Source organism: Vibrio sp. CyArs1 (assembly GCF_022432925.1).
Taxonomy (GTDB): domain Bacteria; phylum Pseudomonadota; class Gammaproteobacteria; order Enterobacterales; family Vibrionaceae; genus Vibrio; species Vibrio mediterranei.
The window spans coordinates 416,001-436,169 of record NZ_JAKRBO010000004.1; the positions used below are offsets into that span (position 1 = coordinate 416,001).

A 20,169-nucleotide genomic window follows, 5' to 3' on the forward strand; every position below is an offset into this window, starting at 1 on the left:
TAGAAGTAAAAGGAAGACACAGATATGACAATTGAAATTCTGGTTCCAGATTTACCTGAATCAGTTGCAGACGCGACAGTCGCAACTTGGCATAAAAAACCAGGCGAAGCGGTAGCGCGTGATGAAGTTATCGTTGATATCGAAACCGATAAAGTAGTTCTAGAAGTACCGGCTCCAGATGCGGGTGTTCTAGAGGAAATTATTGAAGAAGAAGGTGCAACGGTACTTTCTAAACAACTAATCGCTAAGCTTAAGCCAGGTGCTGTCGCGGGTGAACCAACTAGCGACACGACTGACTCTACAGAAGCTTCTCCAGATAAGCGCCATAAAGCCTCACTAACAGAAGAGTCTAATGATGCATTGAGCCCAGCGGTTCGCCGCTTATTGGCCGAGAATGATTTGACGGCAAATGATGTGACAGGCACTGGTGTTGGTGGTCGTATCACACGTGAAGATATTGAAGCGCACCTAGCGGCGGCCAAAGCAGCACCTAAAGCGGAAGCTGAAGTAGCTGTGGCTCCTGTGCTTGCTCGTAGCCAGAAGCGTGTTCCGATGACGCGCCTACGTAAGCGTGTTGCTGAGCGTTTGCTGGAAGCGAAGAACAGTACGGCGATGTTGACAACATTTAACGAAGTGAACATGAAACCTATCATGGACCTTCGTAAGCAGTACAAAGACCAATTCGAAGAGCGTCATGGTACACGTTTAGGTTTCATGTCTTTCTATGTGAAAGCAGTAACGGAAGCATTGAAGCGTTACCCTGAAGTAAACGCGTCGATTGATGGCGATGATATTGTGTATCACAACTACTTCGACATCAGCATGGCCGTCTCCACTCCTCGTGGCTTGGTTACGCCGGTACTTAAAGATTGCGACACTTTAGGTTTTGCTGACATCGAGAAAGGTATCAAAGAGCTAGCGATTAAAGGTCGTGACGGTAAGCTAACTGTTGAAGAGTTGACAGGTGGTAACTTTACTATCACAAACGGCGGTGTCTTTGGTTCTCTTATGTCTACGCCAATCATCAACCCTCCTCAGGCTGCTATTTTGGGTATGCACAAAATCCAAGATCGCCCAATGGCGGTGGACGGCAAAGTAGAAATTTTGCCGATGATGTACCTAGCTCTGTCTTATGATCACCGTTTAATCGATGGTCGTGAATCCGTAGGCTTCTTAGTAACCATCAAGGAACTACTGGAAGATCCAGCACGCTTGCTACTTGATGTGTAATTAAGCGTTGTTTTTATTTTGGACGTATGGACGTCTAAAATGAAAGGAGCTAGACTTGCTCACGTCTAGCTCCTTAGTAAGCCCTTAAGGCGACTCTAACGAGTACTCCTACAGACGTATAACCGATACCGGTTTTATGGAAATAAAAAATCCCTCAGGGATATAACAAATGGAATCGCACAATGAATTTGCATGAATATCAAGCCAAACAGCTGTTTGCAGAATTCGGATTGCCTGTACCAGAAGGCTACGCATGTGACACCCCACAAGAAGCGTTCGAAGCCGCTGGTCGTATCAGTACTGAAAAGAAAGTAGTCAAATGTCAGGTTCACGCTGGTGGCCGCGGTAAAGCGGGCGGCGTTGAACTTCACGATACCAAAGACGGTGTTAAAGAGTTTGCTCAAAAGTGGCTAGGCAAAAACCTAGTGACTTACCAAACAGACGCCAATGGTCAGCCAGTTACAAAAATCCTAGTAGAAGAAGCATCAAATATTGCTAACGAGCTGTACCTTGGTGCAGTCGTTGATCGCGCTTCTCGTCGTATCGTTTTCATGGCATCAACAGAAGGTGGTGTGGAAATTGAGAAGGTAGCAGAAGAGACACCTGAGCTGATTCATAAAGCAGCGATTGATCCATTGGTTGGCCCTCAAGCTTACCAAGGCCGCGAGCTTGCATTTAAGCTGGGCCTTGAAGGCGACCAAATCAAACAATTTGTGAAGATCTTTATGGGTCTTGGCAACATGTTTGCACAGTACGATCTTGCTCTGCTGGAAATTAACCCTCTTGTTATTACTGGCGAAGGCAACCTACTGTGCCTAGACGGTAAGATCAATATCGATTCAAACGCGCTTTACCGCCAACCTAAGCTTCGTGAAATGCACGATCCTTCACAAGAAGACGAGCGCGAAGCACATGCCGCACAGTGGGAGCTAAACTACGTTGCTCTTGATGGAAGCATTGGTTGTATGGTTAACGGTGCAGGCCTAGCGATGGGTACTATGGACATCGTAAACCTTCATGGCGGTCAACCTGCAAACTTCCTAGATGTTGGTGGCGGCGCGACAAAAGAGCGTGTTACAGAAGCATTCAAAATCATCCTGTCTGACAGCAATGTAAAAGCTGTATTGGTAAATATCTTCGGCGGTATTGTTCGTTGTGATCTAATTGCAGACGGTATCATCGGTGCGGTTGAAGAAGTAGGTGTTGAAGTCCCTGTTGTTGTTCGACTTGAAGGTAACAATGCGCCTCTAGGTTCGAAGAAACTGGCAGAAAGTGGTCTTAATATCATTGCTGCAAACTCGCTAACAGAAGCAGCGGAAAAAGTAGTTGCTGCAGCGGAGGGCAAATAATGTCTGTACTAATTAATAAAGATACAAAAGTTATCTGCCAAGGTTTCACTGGTGGTCAAGGTACGTTCCACTCAGAGCAAGCGATTGAATACGGCACACAGATGGTTGGCGGCGTATCTCCTGGTAAAGGTGGTCAAACTCACTTAGGTCTACCTGTATTTAACACTGTGCGTGAAGCTGTTGAAGAAACGGGTGCAACAGCATCTGTGATCTACGTTCCTGCACCATTCTGTAAAGACGCGATCCTTGAAGCTATCGATGCGGGTATTAAGCTTATCGTGACTATTACAGAAGGCATTCCGACACTTGACCTTCTTGATGTAAAAGTACGTCTCGATGAAGCTGGCGTGGTAATGATTGGTCCAAACTGCCCAGGTGTTATCACTCCTGATGAGTGCAAAATTGGTATCATGCCTGGTCACATCCACAAGAAAGGCAAAGTAGGTATCGTTTCTCGTTCAGGAACACTGACGTATGAAGCGGTAAAACAGACGACTGATGAAGGCTTTGGCCAGTCTACTTGTGTCGGTATCGGCGGTGACCCAATCCCTGGTTCTAACTTTATCGACATTCTTAAGCTGTTTGAACAAGATCCAGAGACTGAAGCGATCGTAATGATCGGTGAAATTGGTGGTACGGCAGAAGAAGAAGCGGCGGCGTTTATTAAAGATAACGTCACGAAGCCAGTAGTGTCTTACATTGCAGGTGTTACAGCTCCTCCAGGTAAACGTATGGGCCATGCTGGTGCGATTATCTCTGGTGGTAAAGGTACCGCTGAAGACAAGTTTGCAGCATTAGAAGCTGCAGGCGTTAAAACGGTTAAGAGCCTAGCCGATATCGGTAAAGGTCTGCGTGAAATTACTGGTTGGTAATTCGACGTATAAAAAAAGCCCCTGCCTTGAAAAAGGCAGGGGCTTTTTTGTGCAAGAGCTTATATTGTAATCTACAGATTAGGCTCTCGATGGAACCAACTGCGCCAACAAGAAAAAACTCGCGGCACTGATGACCACCGATGGGCCTGCCGGCGTGTCATAAAACCAAGATAAACTCAGACCACAAAATACTGAGATGATGCCAATAAATGAGGCGGTGATTGCCATCTGCTCTGGTGTTACGGTAAATTTTCTCGCTGTCGCAGCGGGTATGATCAATAGTGACGTCATGATTAACGCGCCAACGAACTTCATACCTATTGCGATAACTAAACCCACCATCAACATAATGATAAGACGCATTAGGTCGACATTGACACCTTCTACTGCGGCCAGATCCTCGTTGACTGTGGTAGAGAGCAGTGGTCGCCAAAAGACAAACAGCAAGGCGCCTATGACCGCCACACCAGCATAGATATACATTAAATCAGTTGGTGATACTGCGAGCAAATCACCAAACAAATAACTCATTAAGTCTACTCGAATGTTATCCAAGAAGCTGACGGCAACCAAACCTAACGATAATGCACTGTGCGCGAGAATACCGAGCAGTGTGTCAGTGGCGACCAGTCGTTGTTTTTGCAAGGTTACTAAGATGATAGCTAATGCCATGCAACAGACCGTCAGAGCTAAATAGAGATTGATATCCAGTAGGAAACCCAATGCGAGCCCCATAAGTGAAGCATGGGCCAGTGTATCGCCAAAATAGGCCATGCGACGCCATACTACAAATGAACCAAGAGGCCCAGCAATTAAAGCAATACCTATACCTGCGACAATAGAAGGTAGTAAGAACTCAATCATGATGTATGTCCGTGGTTGTGGTGAGCACATTGTGAAGCGTTACCCTTTACAGGCTCACCGGATAAATCATGATGATGGTGGGTGTGCTGATGTTGATAAAAAGCCAGTGTCTCTTTAGTCGCACTACCAAACAGAGCGATATACGATGGGTGCTGCGTAATGGTTTGCGGGCTGCCTTGGCAGCAAATATGGTGATGCAAACAGATAACGTCGTCGGACTTTGCCATAACGAGATGCAAGTCATGAGAGACCATAAAAACCGCGCAGCCAAAACGGTGACGCAATGTATCTATGAGTTCATACAGATCAATCTGACCTTGAACATCGACGCCTTGCGCCGGCTCATCTAAAACGAGCAGGTCAGGTCTTTGTAATAGAGCGCGAGCTAGTAAGACACGTTGATTCTCACCGCCGGACAATTGATGCATATTGCTTTTCATTAAGTGCTCTGCACCAACAAGTTTGAGTGCATCTTGTCTTTCTTGCGCGCTGTATTTTCCGGCAAGTGCAAGAAAGCGTTCCACGTTAAGTGGAAGGGTGTCATTTAATTTAAGTTTCTGAGGGACGTAACCAATTCTAAGCTTTTTGGCACGGGTTATGTTTCCTTGAAAGCGAGTTTGCAAGCCAAGTAACACTTTGACTAGTGTGGACTTGCCGGCACCGTTTGGGCCAATAAGCGTTAAAATTTGGCCTTTATTTATCGTGAGGTTTATGTCGTCCAAAACCTTACGTTTACTGAACTCAACGGTTACACCGCTCAGCTTTATCAGTTCAGTCATGAATAGAACTCATTTGCAATTGCTTATTGTTATAATGTAACATTTCGAATCATCACACGCTAGTAGACAATTAGAGGGCACATGTACCGTTACATTCCGATCTTGGCACTTACTACACTGCTTCCATTTAAATCGCAAGCATTTGAAGTACTTAATAGTATAAAACCGTTCGAGATGATTTCCCATGAACTGATTCTGGATGACCAAACGGCTTCTTCGTTGTTAAGCGCAAGCGCCTCACCTCATGATTATGCCCTAAAGCCCTCTGATGTGAAAAAACTACAAAGTAGTGAACTGGTTATTTGGTTTGGTAGCGACCTAGAGAGTTTTCTTGAGAAGTCTCTTGAGGGGAAAAATAACGTGCTGGAAATTCAAACTGTTCCTGGCTTAGCGTTGAGAGAATATGGCGATGAAGATGATCATGATCACGGTCATGAAGGACACAACCACGGTAGCTACGACCCTCACGTATGGTTAGGGCCTGCACAGTCGCGACAGGTCGCAAAAGCCATTACTGCGAAATTGATAGAGCTCGATCCTAAAAACGAAGCGGGTTATTTGGCAAAGCTCAAAGCATTTGAGGCTAACTTAGATGCAACGGAACAGAAGATACAGCAGCAGCTCAAACCAATTCAGTCGGAAGGGTATTATGTTTTCCACGATGCTTATGGCTATTTCGAAAGTTACTTCGACTTGAACAATCTAGGTCACTTTACGGTGAGCCCAGAACGCAAGCCTGGAGCAAAAACACTGATCTCGATTAAAACCACGCTTCGCGAGCAAAATGTGAAGTGCGTTTTTGCTGAACCACAATATACACCTGCCGTGATTCAATCAGTTACTAGGGGCACCAGTACTTCCATCGGAACTCTAGACCCACTGGGGACCGATATTAAAGTAGCAGATGGGAGCTATTTCACTTTTCTTGAGTCAATCTCGACCAATATCGTTGATTGCATGACTCAATAATTGATCTGTGCCAGATTAATCCTACTTGATACTTGAGGTGTTGGTCGTTTTCTGAATTTTCCTGATGACGACCATCACCTTTAGCGTGATCCAACAATCATTTATATGAGTTAAGTCACACAATTACTTTCCCTGACTAAGTAAATCTATTAAATTATCGATAATTATCGACGCAAATTAACTAGGTTTATTTTGACCCATTGCTTTCATTACTCGTCTACGAATGTCTTACCGCTACCTTATAAAAGCGGTGGAAGCAGGGGTTTTTCATCTTACTTGTTTTGCTTTATAGCAAAACTATTGAGCTTAGCTGCGCTGGCGGTTTATTCCATCACTACGTTTGCCGTCGAATTACCGCCAATATTCTACCCACTCACTCTGCAAACGGAAGGAAAGTTTCTTGCTGCGAAACAGCTTTTCCCTGGAGAAGAGGGCGGGTTATGGTCTATTGATGTGCATGATAAAGTTCGATTTTTCGATGGTTCTCGTTTTGTTGAGCTCAGTGGTGCGTCTTTCAATAGTCGTACCGTTACATTTGCAGATGGCCGGTTTTGGTATGCCAGAGGTAATCAGCTATTGACTCGTTACCCGCTAGGTAAAGAGCAAGTTGCCTATCAAGTAGAAATCACTGGTAGCATAAAACGTATTGGTCATAGTGGACCACGAGTTTGGTTTGCCGATCAAAAACACCTTTACGTTCAGGATATAAATTCACAGAACTTTTCTCAAATCGACCTAGCTATCTTTGAACGGTTCTACAGCGGTTCAAATATTGATATACGTGCCGTTTTGAAAGTTGATGGGACTTGGTTTTTAGGGACAAATGTAGGTGTGTTTAAGTGGCAAGACCAAGCCTTGAGTCAACTCAAGACTAGCCATAGAGGCATGGTTACCGAATTATTCTATTCGTCCTCAACACGCCAGCTTTTGATAGGGTATAGTACAGGCGTGGAGCAGTTTTCCTTGGTAAACCAAGAGTCACACTACTATTTACTGAATCGCGCCCATGTACTGACACTCCAAGAATCTACTCAATACTTCTGGGTTGGAACGGAGCATGGTTTGTTCCTAATTGATAAAGCAACCTATCGCGCCGAACGTGTAGAACACAACATTAATGACAAGTTCAGCTTATCTGGTGAAAAGATATATTCGCTAGTATCAGACAAAATGGATGGGATGTGGATCGCCACCGATAATGGAATGCGCTATTTCTCGGAATATGGTGATCTATTTCGTCGTTTTACGGTGTCGCTAGAGGATGAGCTACAGCGCGTAGAGGCGAAATTGGAAGTCGTAGCAAACCCATTGGGAGGCTACTGGGTTATTACGCCATCTGCGCTCTATTCTATAGATCGTAAGGGAATTTCAACACTGGTATTTTGGGGACGTGTTTCATCTCTGACCCAACAAGACAAACAATTATGGTTAGCGACTGATAGAGGACTGTTGCAACTCGATCTCGCCAAATATCGTGTCACGGCTATTCGACAAGATATTGATAGCATCCCAACACACGTTGATCACTTGGCGATAGGATCAGGTAATAGCTTGTGGTTGAGTGATGGACTAAGGTTGATGAGCGTAAACACAGTGACTAAAAAAGTCACAGACTTTGGTGATGAGTGGGTGGTGAGCAAGCACTTACCTGCAAAGATCACTGAAATCGAAGTTGTTAATCCAGAACTCACCGTTGTTGGGACGGACCACGGACTGTATCTGATTGAAAATGGCAAAAGTCACTTTATTAAGCAGAGTGAACCCTTTGGCAGCGTTATCGAAATATCCTCCTCTGATGAGCAGATTTGGGTGGCGAGTGGCTATGGAGCCTTTTCGTTATCACTACCTAGTCGAGCCTTTAGGACCCTTCCTCTATTTCACGACAACATTCGTCCAGTATGTATTACGCAAGCGGATGAACGTGTTTGGCTCGTGACATCAGCGGGGATTTCTGCCTATTCGACCTCAGGAGATATCACGAAACATTTTAGTGCGCCTTATGGGCTAATCAATAATGAGTTTATCAATGGCAGTTGTAGTTACAGTCAAAAAAGTGATGAAGTGATAGTAGGTTCACGCTACGGCATTGTCGAGTTCAGTTCGAAAGCACTACTTGATGCACAGCTGCCTTTGCCGGAAGTACTAGTGTCGAAGGTATCGATCAATAACCAACCCATTCACCTTGGTGGTGTAGCAGGATTAACACCTAAAGTGGAGTTTGGTGATTCAATTGCTTTGCAGTTAGGTTTATGGCCTTTTGCGCAAGGGAGTAACTTGGTCTATCGAATCGGTGATTCTAATTGGCAACAATTGCAGGGACAGCAGTTAAATATTGATAAGCCAAAGCCAGGCAAGCAGCATATCGAAATTGCAATATCAGGCGAGCAAGATAGTCCGAGGACCAAATTGTTCGAGTTCTATGTACTTACACCTTGGTATATGACTGGGTGGTTTTATACCCTTCTTGGTATGAGTTTTGTTTGTGCAACGGCGATGTTTATCTACTGGCGTTCACGTCGAATACAAGCAATGAATACCGTGCTAAAAACACAAGTCGCGTTGAAGACGGAACAATTGCAACATCAAAGTCGAGTTCTGGTGGGGAATAATCAACAACTTAGAAAGGCATTTAATATACGTCACCAAGTGCTTCGAGAACTCACTGAGCAGGCGATCAGTCACTCTAAACAGTTTAAGCTAGAAAATTCCAGTTTCTCTCACAAAAGCAGTGAAGCGAGTGAAAGTCTAAAAAGTGTGCGTGCTGTGTTTGAGGATAGCAATCAAAAGCCAATGTTATGCTCGGTGACGCGGATCCTAAAGTTCACGCTGGCGGCGTGGCAGAAAGAGTTAGACAGCTATGGCATCAATGTTGAGCTGGTTAATCACGCCAGTCGCGATATTGTGTTAGTAGATAGTTGTGACTTAGACATCATATTTAATTCGATACTTGCTAACGCAATGAGACGTTTGGTTCGTGGGCAAGTCATACGTATTACTCTAGATGATGACCAAGCGAAGCTGAGCGTTTGCTTTGAAGATAGTGGTTTACCACTCCCTAACTTTAGCGAAAGTAATGCAACTCAATTGGATACGATGGCCGTTAATCAGTTGGATTTCAGTCCAAGTAGTCTTCCTTTCCATATACATCACTCTGGTGGCGAGTTGAAACCTGTAGAGCGAAACGGTCGAAATCGAATTACCATGCGCTGGACTCTGTCAGGTGAGCAGTCAACTACGGGACCGGCAGAGGAGAAGGCTCGCTCTTTACTGAATCCAGAGACGGAAACCTCATCGGTTGAAGTAAAAACCGACAAGTATGAAAGTTGGAAACGCCAAGTGACTCAGTTGGTGTCAGTACACTTCAATGACCCTGATTTTAGTACCGCTACGGCGTCTAAATCTTTGTTTATCTCCGAGCGCAGTTTTCAGCGTCGTTTTAAATCACTTTTTGGTGCGACATTTACCGACTATCTAACGGATGTGAGAATGGAAAAAGCGTGTGAGATGTTGTTACAAGGAGAAAAAGTGGCTGACGTGGCGTTTGCTTGTGGTTTCAACGATCCGTCATATTTCTCGCAACGCTTCAAACTCTATTTCGGTTTGCCGCCCTCGAAGTTTGCTGCCATGGATATAGAAGAAACGAGCGATTAGAGTTCAAAGTACTGATAAAAGGCTCGTTGCTTATGACGTTCGACTTCAAGGTTAGTCAGGTGGAACTCAATGTGGTCGCCAGGTCTTAACTGTGCAAGCCTCGCCAAGTCTCTGAAAGCGACGGTGCCAAGTTTTTTGTAGCCACCTAACGTTTGTCTATCTTGCAGTAGTATAATTGGCATCCCGTCTGGCGGGAGTTGAACAGCTCCGCAAACAATACCTTCTGAGATCATCGAACCAACAACAGGTAAAGCCGTACTGGTTGATCCGTTTTCGTTTTCGAGTCTGATACCCATGCGATTGCTATTGGCTGAAATTCGATATTGCGATGTCAGTATTTCATTGGTCACCTGCGATGATAATTGATGGTATTGAAAAGTGGGGATGAGCCTGAGTCGATAACTGGACGCATAACGTGGAATTGCCGAATTTGGCATCTTGATGGGGTTGGTATGAGCTTTATCCGTAATGGTCAATATATCTCCCATCGCGAGTGGTTTTCCTTCTCCTAGTCCTCCTATTTGGTTTCTTTCAACCGTTGCGACGCTATGCAGAAAAGAAGGAATTTGGAAATTTCCTTTGACCGAGAAATACGTTCTTAGTCCTTGTCTGGGCGTGGATAGGTGTAGTTCTTCGCCATCATGCAAGCGAAAGGCTTGCCACTGAGGCAAGGCAATACCGCGAGTAGCGTTAATTGCGCGACAATCAGCTCCGGTAAGAACAGCGTCGATATCGCCGACTGCACGCAGCTTTATCCGCCCAAGCAGTATTTCGATGCTGGCGTTGGTAGACGGGTTACCTAACAGTTTTTGGCCCCAGCAATGGGCGTGTAGATCACTGACTCCACCCGGACTTAACCCAAATTGCGCGCAATGGTGGCGTCCAAGATCTTGAATAGTTGCATGATGTCCTTGATTGAGCACTACCAATTTGGGCATATCTTGCCTCCAAGACTTATGAACTCTTGCTTGTCTATTGCTTCGAATCGAACGTTATTTCCCACCTTCAACTTGCTGTCTTGTGGCTGCTGAGGGTTATAAAGTTCAATAGGACAATTACCGATGATTTGCCATCCGCCAGGCGTATCTTGAGGATAAACCGCCGTTTGATTATTAGCGATACCGATACTTCCTTTTGGAACAAAGTGTCGCGGTGTGACCAGTCTGGGAACTTGGATGGCTTCTGACACCTGAGCTAGAAAAGCAAACCCTGGAGCGAAGCCGATAGCGCAAACGGTATAAAGTGTCTGGCTGTGTATTTCAATAATACGCTCAATTGCAAGAGATAAGTCACGTGACATGCTGTCTAATTCTGGGCCTACCTCTGGGGCGTAGTAGGCTGGTAAAACCGTAATTGATGACGGTGTGGACAGACTGGTTTCGATTACCTTAATGTCTGTGATGAACTGTCGAAGCTGCTGCTCATCCACTCTCAAAGGATGATATTCCACCAATAAGCTGGTGTAGGAAGGGGTGAGGTTGAGTATACCTTCCCCAAACTGTTGCTCTATCCGGTCACAGAACTGACCAATAGCATTTGGTAAAGAGAGTTCAATTTCATCGCCAAAGTACACCATAAGTGCTGACTCAGATACCGCAATGATGCGTAAGTTGGTATTCATGATAAGACCTGAGCGTCAATAAGTGAGCGGATTGCTTTGGCGACTCGAATTGACGCCCCATTATCTCCATGCACACAGAGTGTCTCTGCATCTAACTTCAACGTCTTATTGTCAATGGTTCGTACAGAATGTTGTGAGACTAAGGATGAGGCTTGCCCAAGAATATCGGTTTCAGAGTGAAGCACGGCGCCTTCTAGATTTCGCGGCGCCAATAAACCAGAGGTTTGGTAGCGTCTATCAACAAACGCTTCGAATATTAATGATGCTCCACATTGACTCGCCATTTCGGAGTGGGTCATGGCACGATTTGTTGCCAGTAGCATAAGAGGTAAATTCAAAGAGGCTGACACCGTCAACATACATTTCAAAATATCATCGGACTGCATCATATCGTTATATAACGCGCCGTGTGGCTTAAAATAACTTACATGACTGCCTTGATATTCTGTCAGTGCTTTAAGAGCGCCAATCTGATAAATCACGGAGTGAATGAGGGCATTTCGTGTCATTGGTATCGAGCGCCGCCCAAATCCCTCTTTATCGGCATACCCAGGATGGGCACCAATTGTAACCTGATGTGTGACACAGAGTTCGATAGTCTTAATCATGTTGTCAGGATCAGAGGCATGAAAGCCACAGGCAATGTTAGCCATATCTAGCAGTGGGATTAAGGAGGCATCTTGTCCCATTTGCCAAGGGCCGAAACTTTCACCAACATCTCCGTTAAGTTTAAACATAGTGTCCAATTCCATTTGACCATCTATTACTGAGTATGGGGAATAGGTTAATTGTTTACAAATCAGAAAAGTAGACGTGAGAAGGAAGTTTGAGAGACGAGTAAGAAAAAAAATTCGCGGCATAGCCGGGGGACCATACCGCGGGTGCCAATGACACCTTCGCTTGCTGCCGGAGTGATGCGGTTACCCACATCACCTCTGGAATTTCGATTAACAGGAGCAGGTTTGCTCTGTTGGGATTTACTATAAGCAGTTCCACTTATTTTCCTTATAAAAAAAACGGCAACTTATTATGAGTATTACGCCATTGTTTTGTATTTAGTGTAAGGTGTTGATATTTAGTGATTTTATTTTTATTTATCTTTTTTGCTAGTCATCTTCTCGTCATGAAAGTTGGGTTTATTTTCAGAAATTGACGTAATTGACGGAAACATTTTGACAAATATTGCAGTTGCGTTGGCGCTAAAATTGATTTAGCGCAATGCGAAACCTTAGTTTTTAAATATAAAATTATTGTTAATGTTAATATTTCTCATTACCAATCATAGTTTGGGTGGATTTAATGAAACTTGCTGATTTGAATATCGGAAGCAGTGGAAAAATCACTGCACTGACAGGACTATCGAATGATGTCCGTAAAAAACTGATGGTAATGGGATTATTACCTAATACCGAAGTTAAAGTTATTCGTCGAGCTCCAATGGGTGACCCTCTGCAAATTGAGGTTCGTGGCGTCTCTTTGGCTGTTCGCAATAACATAGCGCAAGCGATAGAAGTGGAGTCAGTGTAATGAACTACACCATTCTGACAGTCGGTAACCCAAACAGCGGTAAAACGACCTTATTCAATGGACTTACAGGTGCTAAGCAACAAGTTGGTAACTGGGCTGGTGTCACGGTAGAAAAGAAAACTGGTCAATATCATCACGCGGGTGATGACTTTCAACTTACAGACTTGCCGGGGATCTACGCGTTAGATAGTGGCAATGATGGTAACAGTATTGATGAATCGATAGCTTCTCGCGCTGTCCTGACTCATCCTGCTGATCTTATCATTAACGTTGTTGATGCTACCAGTTTAGAGCGCAGCTTGTATATGACGCTCCAGCTACGTGAGCTGGGTCGCCCTATGGTAGTTGTACTTAACAAGATGGATGCGTTGAAGCGTGAACGAGTAAAATTAGATATTGCCGGGCTTGAGAAAGCGCTTGGCTGTCCGGTGATGACATTATCTGCGACGGATAAAGACCAAGTCAGAAACCTAAAAGAACGTCTACACAAAACCGTTGTTCAAGGTCTTACTCTTGACGCGCTTGCCATTAATTATGGTGCAGAGATGGAGCAGGCTATTGCGAAAGTGGAACCTGTTTTTGCTGGAGAAACGGTTAATTCGCGAGCACTAGCGATTCGTGCATTAGAAAAAGATGTGATGGTGTTGAACTCATTGACATCAGAGCAGCGTGACGACATTGAACTGGCTGGCAAGCAAACTCAACTTGATATCGATCTACAGGTTGCTGATACCAAATACACATTCCTGCATGAACAATGTAAGAAACTTCGCCGTAGTGAAGGTAAGCTAAGCCGCAGCTTCACTGAAAAAGTAGACGCACTCATTCTGAACAAATGGGTGGGTGTGCCATTCTTCTTTGTGGTGATGTACCTAATGTTTATGTTCTCCATTAACATTGGTAGCGCATTTATCGACTTCTTTGACATTGGTGTCGGTGCGTTGCTGGTTGATGGTGGACACTATCTACTGGATGGACACTTACCTGTTTGGCTTGTAACGCTTATTGCTGACGGTGTCGGGGGTGGTATTCAAACGGTAGCTACCTTTATCCCAGTGATTGCAGCTCTGTACCTTTTCTTGGCCGTTCTTGAGAGCTCTGGTTACATGTCTCGTGCCGCGTTCGTGCTAGATAAAGTCATGCAAAAAATCGGTCTACCGGGCAAAGCATTCGTCCCACTGGTTTTAGGTTTTGGCTGTAACGTGCCTTCCATTATGGCAACACGTACCCTAGATCAAGAGCGTGAGCGCAAACTCGCCGCATCCATGGCACCATTTATGTCGTGTGGTGCCCGCCTTCCTGTGTATGCCTTGTTTGCAGCGGCTTTCTTCCCGGAAAGCGGTCAAAATGTGGTATTCGCTTTGTACATCCTTGGTATTGTCGCGGCAGTGTTTACAGGTTTAGTACTTAAGCACACCATCTACCCAGGCTCGAGTGATAGCTTAGTTATGGAAATGCCAGACTATGAGCTGCCAACCTTCCAAAACGTCATGATCAAAACATGGCAGAAACTGAAGCGCTTTGTATTGGGTGCAGGTAAAACTATCGTAGTAGTTGTGACTATCTTGAGCTTCCTAAATTCTGTTGGTACAGACGGCTCATTCGGTAATGAAGATAGCGAAAACTCAGTACTGTCGAAAGCAGCTCAAGTGGTTACTCCAGTCTTTGCACCTATGGGTGTACAGCAAGATAACTGGCCAGCAACGGTGGGTATTATCACCGGTATTTTTGCGAAGGAAGCGGTCGTTGGTACACTCAATAGCCTTTACACTTCGAGTGAAGGTGAAGAAAGTGAATATGATTTGATGGGCAGCCTACAAGAAGCGGTTGAATCTATTCCGGCGAATCTAGCTGGTCTTAGCTACTCAGATCCTCTGGGTGTCGATGTTGGTGACCTTACTGATTCCTCTGCCGTAGCTGAAGAGCAGGCCGTAGATACATCAATTTTTGGTAACCTAAAAGGCTACTTTGTCACTGGCAATGCAGCGTTTGCTTACTTGATCTTTATCTTGCTTTACACACCATGTGTTGCAGCAATGGGTGCTTACGTTAAAGAGTTCGGTCAAAAATACGCACGCTTTATTGCGGTGTGGACAATGGGTCTAGCCTACGGAAGTGCAACGCTGTACTACCAGGTTACTCATTTCACGGCTCATCCTATGACCAGTGCTGCTTGGATCGCTGCCATTCTGTTAGTGTGTGTACTGGTGTTCAAGCTACTGCAAAGCGAAGGCCGAAAACAGAGTGCACTAGAGGCGCAAACTGCATGATTCTTACAGAGTTAAAATCATTCATTGAAATGCATCCTGGCGCGAGTCGCCAGGAGATTGCTAAGAAGTTCTCGCTCAGTGAAGATGGTGTTGACGCGATGTTGTCCGTATGGATTCGTAAGGGCACAGTATCACGCATGCTTGATACCAATAAATCCGATCAAGTGACGCGTGTGCGTTATGCCATGAATCGTAACGATGGTTTATCGATTATCGTTACTATGTAAAACGTGATTGAGTCATTACATAAATAGCCGCCCAATTAGGGCGGCTTTTTTTATTTATGTTGATTGAGACCTAATAACTTGAGGCCGCCACTTAGCAAAACAATCGCACTTGGCAAGACCAGCATTTCCCACTGAAGTTGGTTGAAGTTGATCAACACCAGTTCAAGAAACTTGACGAAGAGGATGATGATAATGACCTCGGCCAGTTTGTTTTTTAAGTGACCGATGTTTGGTGTTTTAATCCAGCTCAGAGTTGAATCTGTCTCTTCGGAGGTTTTATTCTTGATAAATAAGGTGTACACCCCATGTGAAAAAATAAACAGCACTAAAGCGACTAAGAAGGTATCCAAAGATTTAATAAGGTAGCTGATGGCTATATCTGCGCGGTCTAGGTGCAGTCACTCGGAAGGTGGCTCGGCGTTCAATAAGAACACACCAAACGCATTGTAAGTCTTTGTGGCACCAATTAGGAACAATAAGACAGAGCCAGCCATAGAGCCAATGATGGCAATCCAGCTGACATAACGGAATTGAACTAATAATCTTTTGGTCATGACTTGCTCCTATATTTCAATGGGGCAAGTTTATAGAGAAATTGGATTCGTGATAATAATAGGATTTTTTTAAAGATTATTACGAATACGTAATAGTACCCAAGATCTTTATTCGAGCGGAGATCTTGGGTAGGTAGGCCAATGGTCACTCGCTGTTAAAAGGGCGACATTAACCGCGTGTAAACAAGCTGCTTAAGGAAAGGACATTACCGATGCGTGTCATGATGTCCGCTTGTTCTTCATCGCTGCGTTGCTCGCCTTTGGTATTGCCCCATACAGGACCTGGCCACGCGATGTCGTCTTTGAATCGAGCAATATGATGGATATGCAGTTGCGGCACCATGTTTCCTAATGCGCCAAGGTTGAGCTTGTCAGGTCGAAAAGTCGCTTCGAGTGCTTGAGCGACGGCTTGAGACTCTAGCAAAAATTGCTGCTGTTCCTTCATTGGTAAGTGATGAAGTTCTTTTAAGTTTTCACGCTTCGGAACCAAGATTACCCAAGGAACTGCACTGTCCTTGCTCAGGAGGGCAACGCAAAGTGGAAAGTGACCGATGACAGTAGTGTCTTTGGCGAGTTGAGGGTGCAGTTCAAAGCTCATGGTGTTAATTCCGTTGTCATAATGAGGGACTTAGTATACGTCAGATAAAACAAAAGGTTGACGCTTTCACGTCAACCTTTGTGTATTCATTACCATTTACGGAGTGGTAATTACATGCGTTCTAGCGTTTCGATACCAAGCAGTTCTAGACCTTGCTGGATAGTCTTCGCTGTTAATGCCGCGAGTTTTAGGCGGCTTTGCTTAACGCTTTCATCTTCAGCAATAAGAATTGGACATGCTTCGTAGAAGCTAGAGAATTGACCAGCAAGCTCAAATAAGTAGCTACACATAATGTGAGGCTGACCTTCACGAGCAACAGATTGTACAGCTTCCTCGAATTGCAGTAGTTTAGCAACTAACGCTTTCTCTTTCTCATCAGTGATCTTAATGTCACCAGAAAGCTCGTCCATTGATACGCCAGCTTTTGCAAAGATAGATGCTACACGAGTGTAAGCGTACTGCATGTAAGGAGCAGTGTTACCTTCAAACGCTAGCATGTTGTCCCAATCAAACACGTAGTCTGTAGTACGGTGCTTAGAAAGGTCAGCATACTTAACCGCTGCCATTGCTACCGTGTTAGCGATATTTGCTTTCTCTTCAGCATCTAGCTCTGGGCTTTTCGACTCGATTAACGCTGTAGCGCGCTCTACTGCTTCGTCTAGAAGATCAGCAAGGCGAACCGTACCGCCTGCGCGAGTCTTGAACGGACGACCATCTTTACCTAGCATCATACCAAACGCATGGTGCTCAAGGCTGGTTGATTCTGGTACATAACCTGCCTTGCGAACGATAGTCCAAGCTTGCTGTAGGTGTTGGTGCTGACGTGAATCGATGAAGTAAAGGACGCGGTCTGCACCAAGCTTCTCGTAGCGATATTTCGCACAAGCGATGTCAGTCGTGGTGTATAGGAAGCCGCCATCTCGTTTTTGGATGATAACACCCATTGGCTCGCCATCTTTATTCTTATATTCGTCAAGGAATACCACTTGTGCGCCGTCATCTTCAACTGCTAGACCTTTTTCTTTCAGGTCTTGCACAATGCCAGGTAGCATGTCGTTATACATACTCTCACCCATCACATCGTCACGCGTTAACGATACATTTAGGCGATCGTAGTTGCGTTGGTTCTGGATCATAGTAACGTCAACAAGCTTCTTCCACATTTCAGCGCAGAACTCATCGCCACCTTGCAGTTTCACTACGTAGCCACGTGCGCGCTCTGCAAATTCAGCATCTTCGTCATACAGCTTTTTAGATTCGCGGTAGAAAGCTTCAAGATCAGAGAGTTCCATTGAAACTTCACCAGACTCTTGTTGAACGCGCTCTAGGTTAGCGATAAGCATACCGAACTGAGTACCCCAGTCACCGATGTGGTTAGCACGGATAACATTATGACCCAAAAACTCTAGAGTACGAACAACCGCATCACCGATGATGGTTGAACGAAGGTGACCAACGTGCATTTCTTTTGCTACGTTTGGTGCAGAGTAGTCAGCAACGATGGTTTGTTGCTCTTGAGAAGCCACACCTAGGCGTGCATCCGTCAGTGCTTCGTCAGCTTGCTTTGCAAGAAATTCTTCGCTTAGGAAGATGTTAATAAAGCCAGGACCAGCAATTTCAGTTTTGCTTGCAATTCCATCTAGGTCCAAAACGTCCAGAACTTTCTGTGCGAATTCTCGTGGATTTGTACCCAATTTCTTAGCAACGCCCATTACGCCATTTGCTTGGTAGTCACCAAACTGTGGTTTCGCAGATTGGCGAACAGCAGCAGGACTGCCTGCAGGTGCGCCAGCGGCTTCTAGAGCCTGAGATACTTTGTCGTTGATCAGTGCTTGGATATTCACACGCGTTTCCTTCAATTCTTGGAATTGGATTTCATGTTGTTCATGAAACTGTGGCAATTTGGCGCACATAATAGCAACTTTAACGCCAGTGACCTAGAGGGGAAGTTTGTATTTTTTCTGATTCTGGCCGAATCCTGCTACTATCTGGCGTTTGAAGTACAAAATGAGCGCTAAAAAATGGAACAAACCCTGCTACAAAAAGGTCTAGTACCTTCTCAAATGTTGAGTGAAACTGATGCCTTTCTCGATAAAGTTCAGGCATTATGCAGCAAGTTATCTATAGATTTAGCAGATTACCAAGCCGATCATATTGCTTTGCGAATCAATGATTCGGACGTGGCGAAAGCGGCTCATACCGCGTGGCTAGAATATGGCAAGGTCATTTCTGAGGCGCACATAAACGGTCGTCCAATTATCGTTTTGCAATTTGACCAAGCAATAACAAGTCGTGGTTGGTCGATTGAATGTCTGGAATTGCCTTATCCAGCAATAGGGAAGACACACCCTATTGAACACTGGGAGCACGTTGAGTTCGTTGTGCCTTCAAAGGCAACAACAGCGGACGAATATTTAGCTGATTTATGTATCATTTTTCCAGCGTTGGCTCATCGTTTGGAGCAGTTGGATGCTCTTAACATTAAAATGAAGCTATCCAGTCCGAAAGGCGAAGGAGAGCGCTTAGCTAACCCGACGGTGGCATTTAAGCACGATAACATCTGCGTCAAACTTCATCCGCATAGCCTAAAAAACATTGTTGCTTCTGAGCAAGCCGATATCTAGAGCAAAATGGTGTGAGTGTTAGTTATTCGGGTAATGACATTAAGTGAAAGATCATTACCTGAATAAGGGCTAACTTCACAAAGCCTCGACAGGCTCTTACCGATCAATTTATCGTCAACGACTAAACTTGTAGCTGTAAACCTAGTCTGTAAGGAAACGGCAAGTGATAACAGCTACGATAAATAAATGGGGAGTAGTGCTGCTCCTATCAAGCACCTCTTTTCTAACCTCCGCCGCTGGTTTTGATATTGATAATCCCACCTGTGAAACCAGCACGAGTCGACAAGTCTCTAACGGTCGCCTCGATCTCAATCTACATTTTTGCAATCAACTAGTTCTTGATGATGGTAAAAAAGCACCATGGAGCAAATTTTACATAGCTCCTTATGAGCGCGCGGCTAAGCGATGGCTTGAAGTGCTTACCGCCGTCGATGGCGCTGACAAACATACACTAGACATTGACTTCTATGTGGTACCGCTCGAAGATGCCAATGGCATGGCGGGGCCTGAAGATGAAATTGATATCAGTTGGCGTCTGATTCCTACAAAAGGGTCGGTCTTTATCGGCAGCCATACCTATGAGCCTGGATTTGATCAAGTTGAATTCAACGCCAATATTCTGCACGAAATGGGTCATGTGTTCGGGGTGGGGGCGTATTCTACCGACTATACGCGTCATGACGGACAACTGGGTAAAGTGTTTTTAGTCAAAGATAGCCAAGCGGTGAAACGGTTTAATCGACAATATCAGGTAAACTATCGCGAACTGCCAATAAGTGACGATGGTGGCCATTTATATGACTCAAAGTGGAGTGAAGACAAAAAGCGCTACGATAAAAACGGCGTTCCAGTACCAGACATGAGTCAAGAGTTGATGGCAAATGGTACTTTGATTGGACCAGTGACACTAGGTCTATTAGATGACTTGGGCTATCAGGTGGACTATTCGAAAGGGGATCGTTACTCAAATTAACGCTAGTTCCTGAATAAACCGAGTCTGCGTCTATCTGATTAGAGTTAGCGAAAGTCACTCG

At 44.8% G+C, this 20,169-nt stretch carries 18 protein-coding genes and 1 pseudogene; 11 read left to right on the forward strand and 8 right to left on the reverse strand.

Going from position 1 to position 20,169, the window contains the following annotated elements; genetic code table 11:
• Positions 1-24 precede the first annotated feature (24 nt).
• The 3 genes from odhB (at position 25) to sucD (ending at position 3,451) form a co-directional block, all read left to right on the forward strand.
• Positions 25-1,230: a 2-oxoglutarate dehydrogenase complex dihydrolipoyllysine-residue succinyltransferase gene (gene odhB, locus MMA19_RS15165; RefSeq protein WP_006074267.1), complete on the forward strand. Its 1,206-nt coding sequence runs from the start codon at positions 25-27 to the stop codon at positions 1,228-1,230.
• A 182-nt stretch (positions 1,231-1,412) separates the two neighbouring features.
• Positions 1,413-2,579, forward strand: a complete 1,167-nt coding sequence (sucC, locus tag MMA19_RS15170; RefSeq protein WP_038225388.1) for an ADP-forming succinate--CoA ligase subunit beta — start codon at positions 1,413-1,415, stop codon at positions 2,577-2,579.
• Positions 2,579-3,451, forward strand: a complete 873-nt coding sequence (gene sucD / locus MMA19_RS15175; protein ID WP_006074269.1) for a succinate--CoA ligase subunit alpha — start codon at positions 2,579-2,581, stop codon at positions 3,449-3,451. Before sucC ends, sucD begins: the two co-directional genes overlap by 1 nt.
• A 78-nt stretch (positions 3,452-3,529) precedes the next feature.
• Here the strand turns inward: sucD and znuB are convergent, their stop codons facing one another.
• Positions 3,530-4,315 carry a zinc ABC transporter permease subunit ZnuB gene (gene znuB, locus MMA19_RS15180; protein WP_107306272.1) on the reverse strand — a complete coding sequence of 262 codons (786 nt, stop codon included), beginning with the start codon at positions 4,313-4,315 and terminating at the stop codon, positions 3,530-3,532.
• Positions 4,312-5,094, reverse strand: coding sequence for a zinc ABC transporter ATP-binding protein ZnuC (znuC, locus tag MMA19_RS15185; protein ID WP_006074271.1), 783 nt, complete (start codon positions 5,092-5,094; stop codon positions 4,312-4,314). Before znuC ends, znuB begins: the two co-directional genes overlap by 4 nt.
• An 81-nt stretch (positions 5,095-5,175) precedes the next feature.
• Here znuC and znuA point away from each other — a divergent pair, with 81 nt between their 5' ends.
• Together znuA and MMA19_RS15195 are read left to right on the forward strand one after the other, a co-directional pair.
• The gene (gene znuA / locus MMA19_RS15190) at positions 5,176-6,063 is read left to right on the forward strand and encodes a zinc ABC transporter substrate-binding protein ZnuA (RefSeq protein WP_240206561.1); all 888 of its coding nucleotides are present in this window, start codon (positions 5,176-5,178) and stop codon (positions 6,061-6,063) included.
• A gap of 300 nt (positions 6,064-6,363) precedes the next feature.
• Positions 6,364-9,714 (forward strand): AraC family transcriptional regulator, encoded by a 3,351-nt coding sequence (locus tag MMA19_RS15195; RefSeq protein WP_240206562.1) that lies wholly within the window; start codon positions 6,364-6,366, stop codon positions 9,712-9,714.
• Here the strand turns inward: MMA19_RS15195 and MMA19_RS15200 are convergent.
• Genes MMA19_RS15200 through MMA19_RS15210 form a run of 3 tightly spaced genes read right to left on the reverse strand, consistent with a single transcriptional unit; the run spans position 9,711 to position 12,072 of the window.
• Complete coding sequence (locus tag MMA19_RS15200) at positions 9,711-10,652, reverse strand: biotin-dependent carboxyltransferase family protein (protein ID WP_240206563.1); 942 nt, start codon at positions 10,650-10,652, stop codon at positions 9,711-9,713. The genes MMA19_RS15195 and MMA19_RS15200 overlap by 4 nt on opposite strands.
• Entirely contained in the window at positions 10,637-11,335 is a 699-nt protein-coding gene (pxpB, locus tag MMA19_RS15205; protein WP_124940712.1) for a 5-oxoprolinase subunit PxpB, read from the reverse strand. Before pxpB ends, MMA19_RS15200 begins: the two co-directional genes overlap by 16 nt.
• Complete coding sequence (locus MMA19_RS15210; RefSeq protein WP_240206564.1) at positions 11,332-12,072, reverse strand: 5-oxoprolinase subunit PxpA; 741 nt, start codon at positions 12,070-12,072, stop codon at positions 11,332-11,334. Before MMA19_RS15210 ends, pxpB begins: the two co-directional genes overlap by 4 nt.
• Positions 12,073-12,634: 562 nt before the next feature.
• Between MMA19_RS15210 and MMA19_RS15215 the strand changes: the two genes are divergently transcribed.
• Genes MMA19_RS15215 through MMA19_RS15225 form a run of 3 tightly spaced genes read left to right on the forward strand, consistent with a single transcriptional unit; the run spans position 12,635 to position 15,359 of the window.
• Positions 12,635-12,862: a FeoA family protein gene (locus MMA19_RS15215; protein ID WP_006074277.1), complete on the forward strand. Its 228-nt coding sequence runs from the start codon at positions 12,635-12,637 to the stop codon at positions 12,860-12,862.
• Positions 12,862-15,132 carry a Fe(2+) transporter permease subunit FeoB gene (gene feoB, locus MMA19_RS15220; protein ID WP_006074278.1) on the forward strand — a complete coding sequence of 757 codons (2,271 nt, stop codon included), beginning with the start codon at positions 12,862-12,864 and terminating at the stop codon, positions 15,130-15,132. The genes MMA19_RS15215 and feoB overlap by 1 nt, the downstream gene beginning before the upstream one ends.
• Entirely contained in the window at positions 15,129-15,359 is a 231-nt protein-coding gene (locus MMA19_RS15225; RefSeq protein WP_240206565.1) for a FeoC-like transcriptional regulator, read from the forward strand. The genes feoB and MMA19_RS15225 overlap by 4 nt, the downstream gene beginning before the upstream one ends.
• Before the next feature lie 50 nt (positions 15,360-15,409).
• On the opposite strand, the pseudogene MMA19_RS15230 reads toward MMA19_RS15225, so the two are convergent.
• From MMA19_RS15230 to argS, 3 genes and pseudogenes are all read right to left on the reverse strand, one after another.
• Positions 15,410-15,913, reverse strand: a pseudogene (locus MMA19_RS15230) (YqhA family protein).
• Between the two features lie 169 nt (positions 15,914-16,082).
• Positions 16,083-16,511, reverse strand: coding sequence for an HIT domain-containing protein (locus tag MMA19_RS15235; protein ID WP_038225377.1), 429 nt, complete (start codon positions 16,509-16,511; stop codon positions 16,083-16,085).
• Positions 16,512-16,621: 110 nt separating this feature from the next.
• The gene (argS, locus tag MMA19_RS15240; RefSeq protein WP_240206566.1) at positions 16,622-18,355 is read right to left on the reverse strand and encodes an arginine--tRNA ligase; all 1,734 of its coding nucleotides are present in this window, start codon (positions 18,353-18,355) and stop codon (positions 16,622-16,624) included.
• A 42-nt stretch (positions 18,356-18,397) separates the two neighbouring features.
• Between argS and MMA19_RS26565 the strand changes: the two genes are divergently transcribed.
• The 3 genes from MMA19_RS26565 to MMA19_RS15250 all read left to right on the forward strand — a co-directional run bounded on the left by MMA19_RS26565 (position 18,398) and on the right by MMA19_RS15250 (position 20,108).
• Entirely contained in the window at positions 18,398-18,529 is a 132-nt protein-coding gene (locus MMA19_RS26565) for a hypothetical protein (RefSeq protein WP_256200724.1), read from the forward strand.
• Positions 18,530-18,532: 3 nt separating this feature from the next.
• Positions 18,533-19,135, forward strand: coding sequence for a VOC family protein (locus MMA19_RS15245; RefSeq protein WP_038225376.1), 603 nt, complete (start codon positions 18,533-18,535; stop codon positions 19,133-19,135).
• 163 nt (positions 19,136-19,298) lie between these two features.
• Positions 19,299-20,108 (forward strand): leishmanolysin, encoded by an 810-nt coding sequence (locus tag MMA19_RS15250; RefSeq protein ID WP_240206567.1) that lies wholly within the window; start codon positions 19,299-19,301, stop codon positions 20,106-20,108.
• The last annotated feature ends 61 nt before the right edge of the window (positions 20,109-20,169 follow it).

Bases quoted from the DNA above. Each gene is read 5' to 3' on its own strand.
- odhB (WP_006074267.1), top strand. From the start codon at position 25: ATGACAATTGAAATTCTGGTTCCAGATTTACCTGAATCAGTTGCAGAC.
- sucC (WP_038225388.1), top strand. From the start codon at position 1,413: ATGAATTTGCATGAATATCAAGCCAAACAGCTGTTTGCAGAATTCGGA.
- sucD (WP_006074269.1), top strand. From the start codon at position 2,579: ATGTCTGTACTAATTAATAAAGATACAAAAGTTATCTGCCAAGGTTTC.
- znuB (WP_107306272.1), bottom strand. From the start codon at position 4,315: ATGATTGAGTTCTTACTACCTTCTATTGTCGCAGGTATAGGTATTGCT.
- znuC (WP_006074271.1), bottom strand. From the start codon at position 5,094: ATGACTGAACTGATAAAGCTGAGCGGTGTAACCGTTGAGTTCAGTAAA.
- znuA (WP_240206561.1), top strand. From the start codon at position 5,176: ATGTACCGTTACATTCCGATCTTGGCACTTACTACACTGCTTCCATTT.
- MMA19_RS15200 (WP_240206563.1), bottom strand. From the start codon at position 10,652: ATGCCCAAATTGGTAGTGCTCAATCAAGGACATCATGCAACTATTCAA.
- pxpB (WP_124940712.1), bottom strand. From the start codon at position 11,335: ATGAATACCAACTTACGCATCATTGCGGTATCTGAGTCAGCACTTATG.
- MMA19_RS15210 (WP_240206564.1), bottom strand. From the start codon at position 12,072: ATGTTTAAACTTAACGGAGATGTTGGTGAAAGTTTCGGCCCTTGGCAA.
- MMA19_RS15215 (WP_006074277.1), top strand. From the start codon at position 12,635: ATGAAACTTGCTGATTTGAATATCGGAAGCAGTGGAAAAATCACTGCA.
- feoB (WP_006074278.1), top strand. From the start codon at position 12,862: ATGAACTACACCATTCTGACAGTCGGTAACCCAAACAGCGGTAAAACG.
- MMA19_RS15225 (WP_240206565.1), top strand. From the start codon at position 15,129: ATGATTCTTACAGAGTTAAAATCATTCATTGAAATGCATCCTGGCGCG.
- MMA19_RS15235 (WP_038225377.1), bottom strand. From the start codon at position 16,511: ATGAGCTTTGAACTGCACCCTCAACTCGCCAAAGACACTACTGTCATC.
- MMA19_RS26565 (WP_256200724.1), top strand. From the start codon at position 18,398: ATGAAACTGTGGCAATTTGGCGCACATAATAGCAACTTTAACGCCAGT.
- MMA19_RS15245 (WP_038225376.1), top strand. From the start codon at position 18,533: ATGGAACAAACCCTGCTACAAAAAGGTCTAGTACCTTCTCAAATGTTG.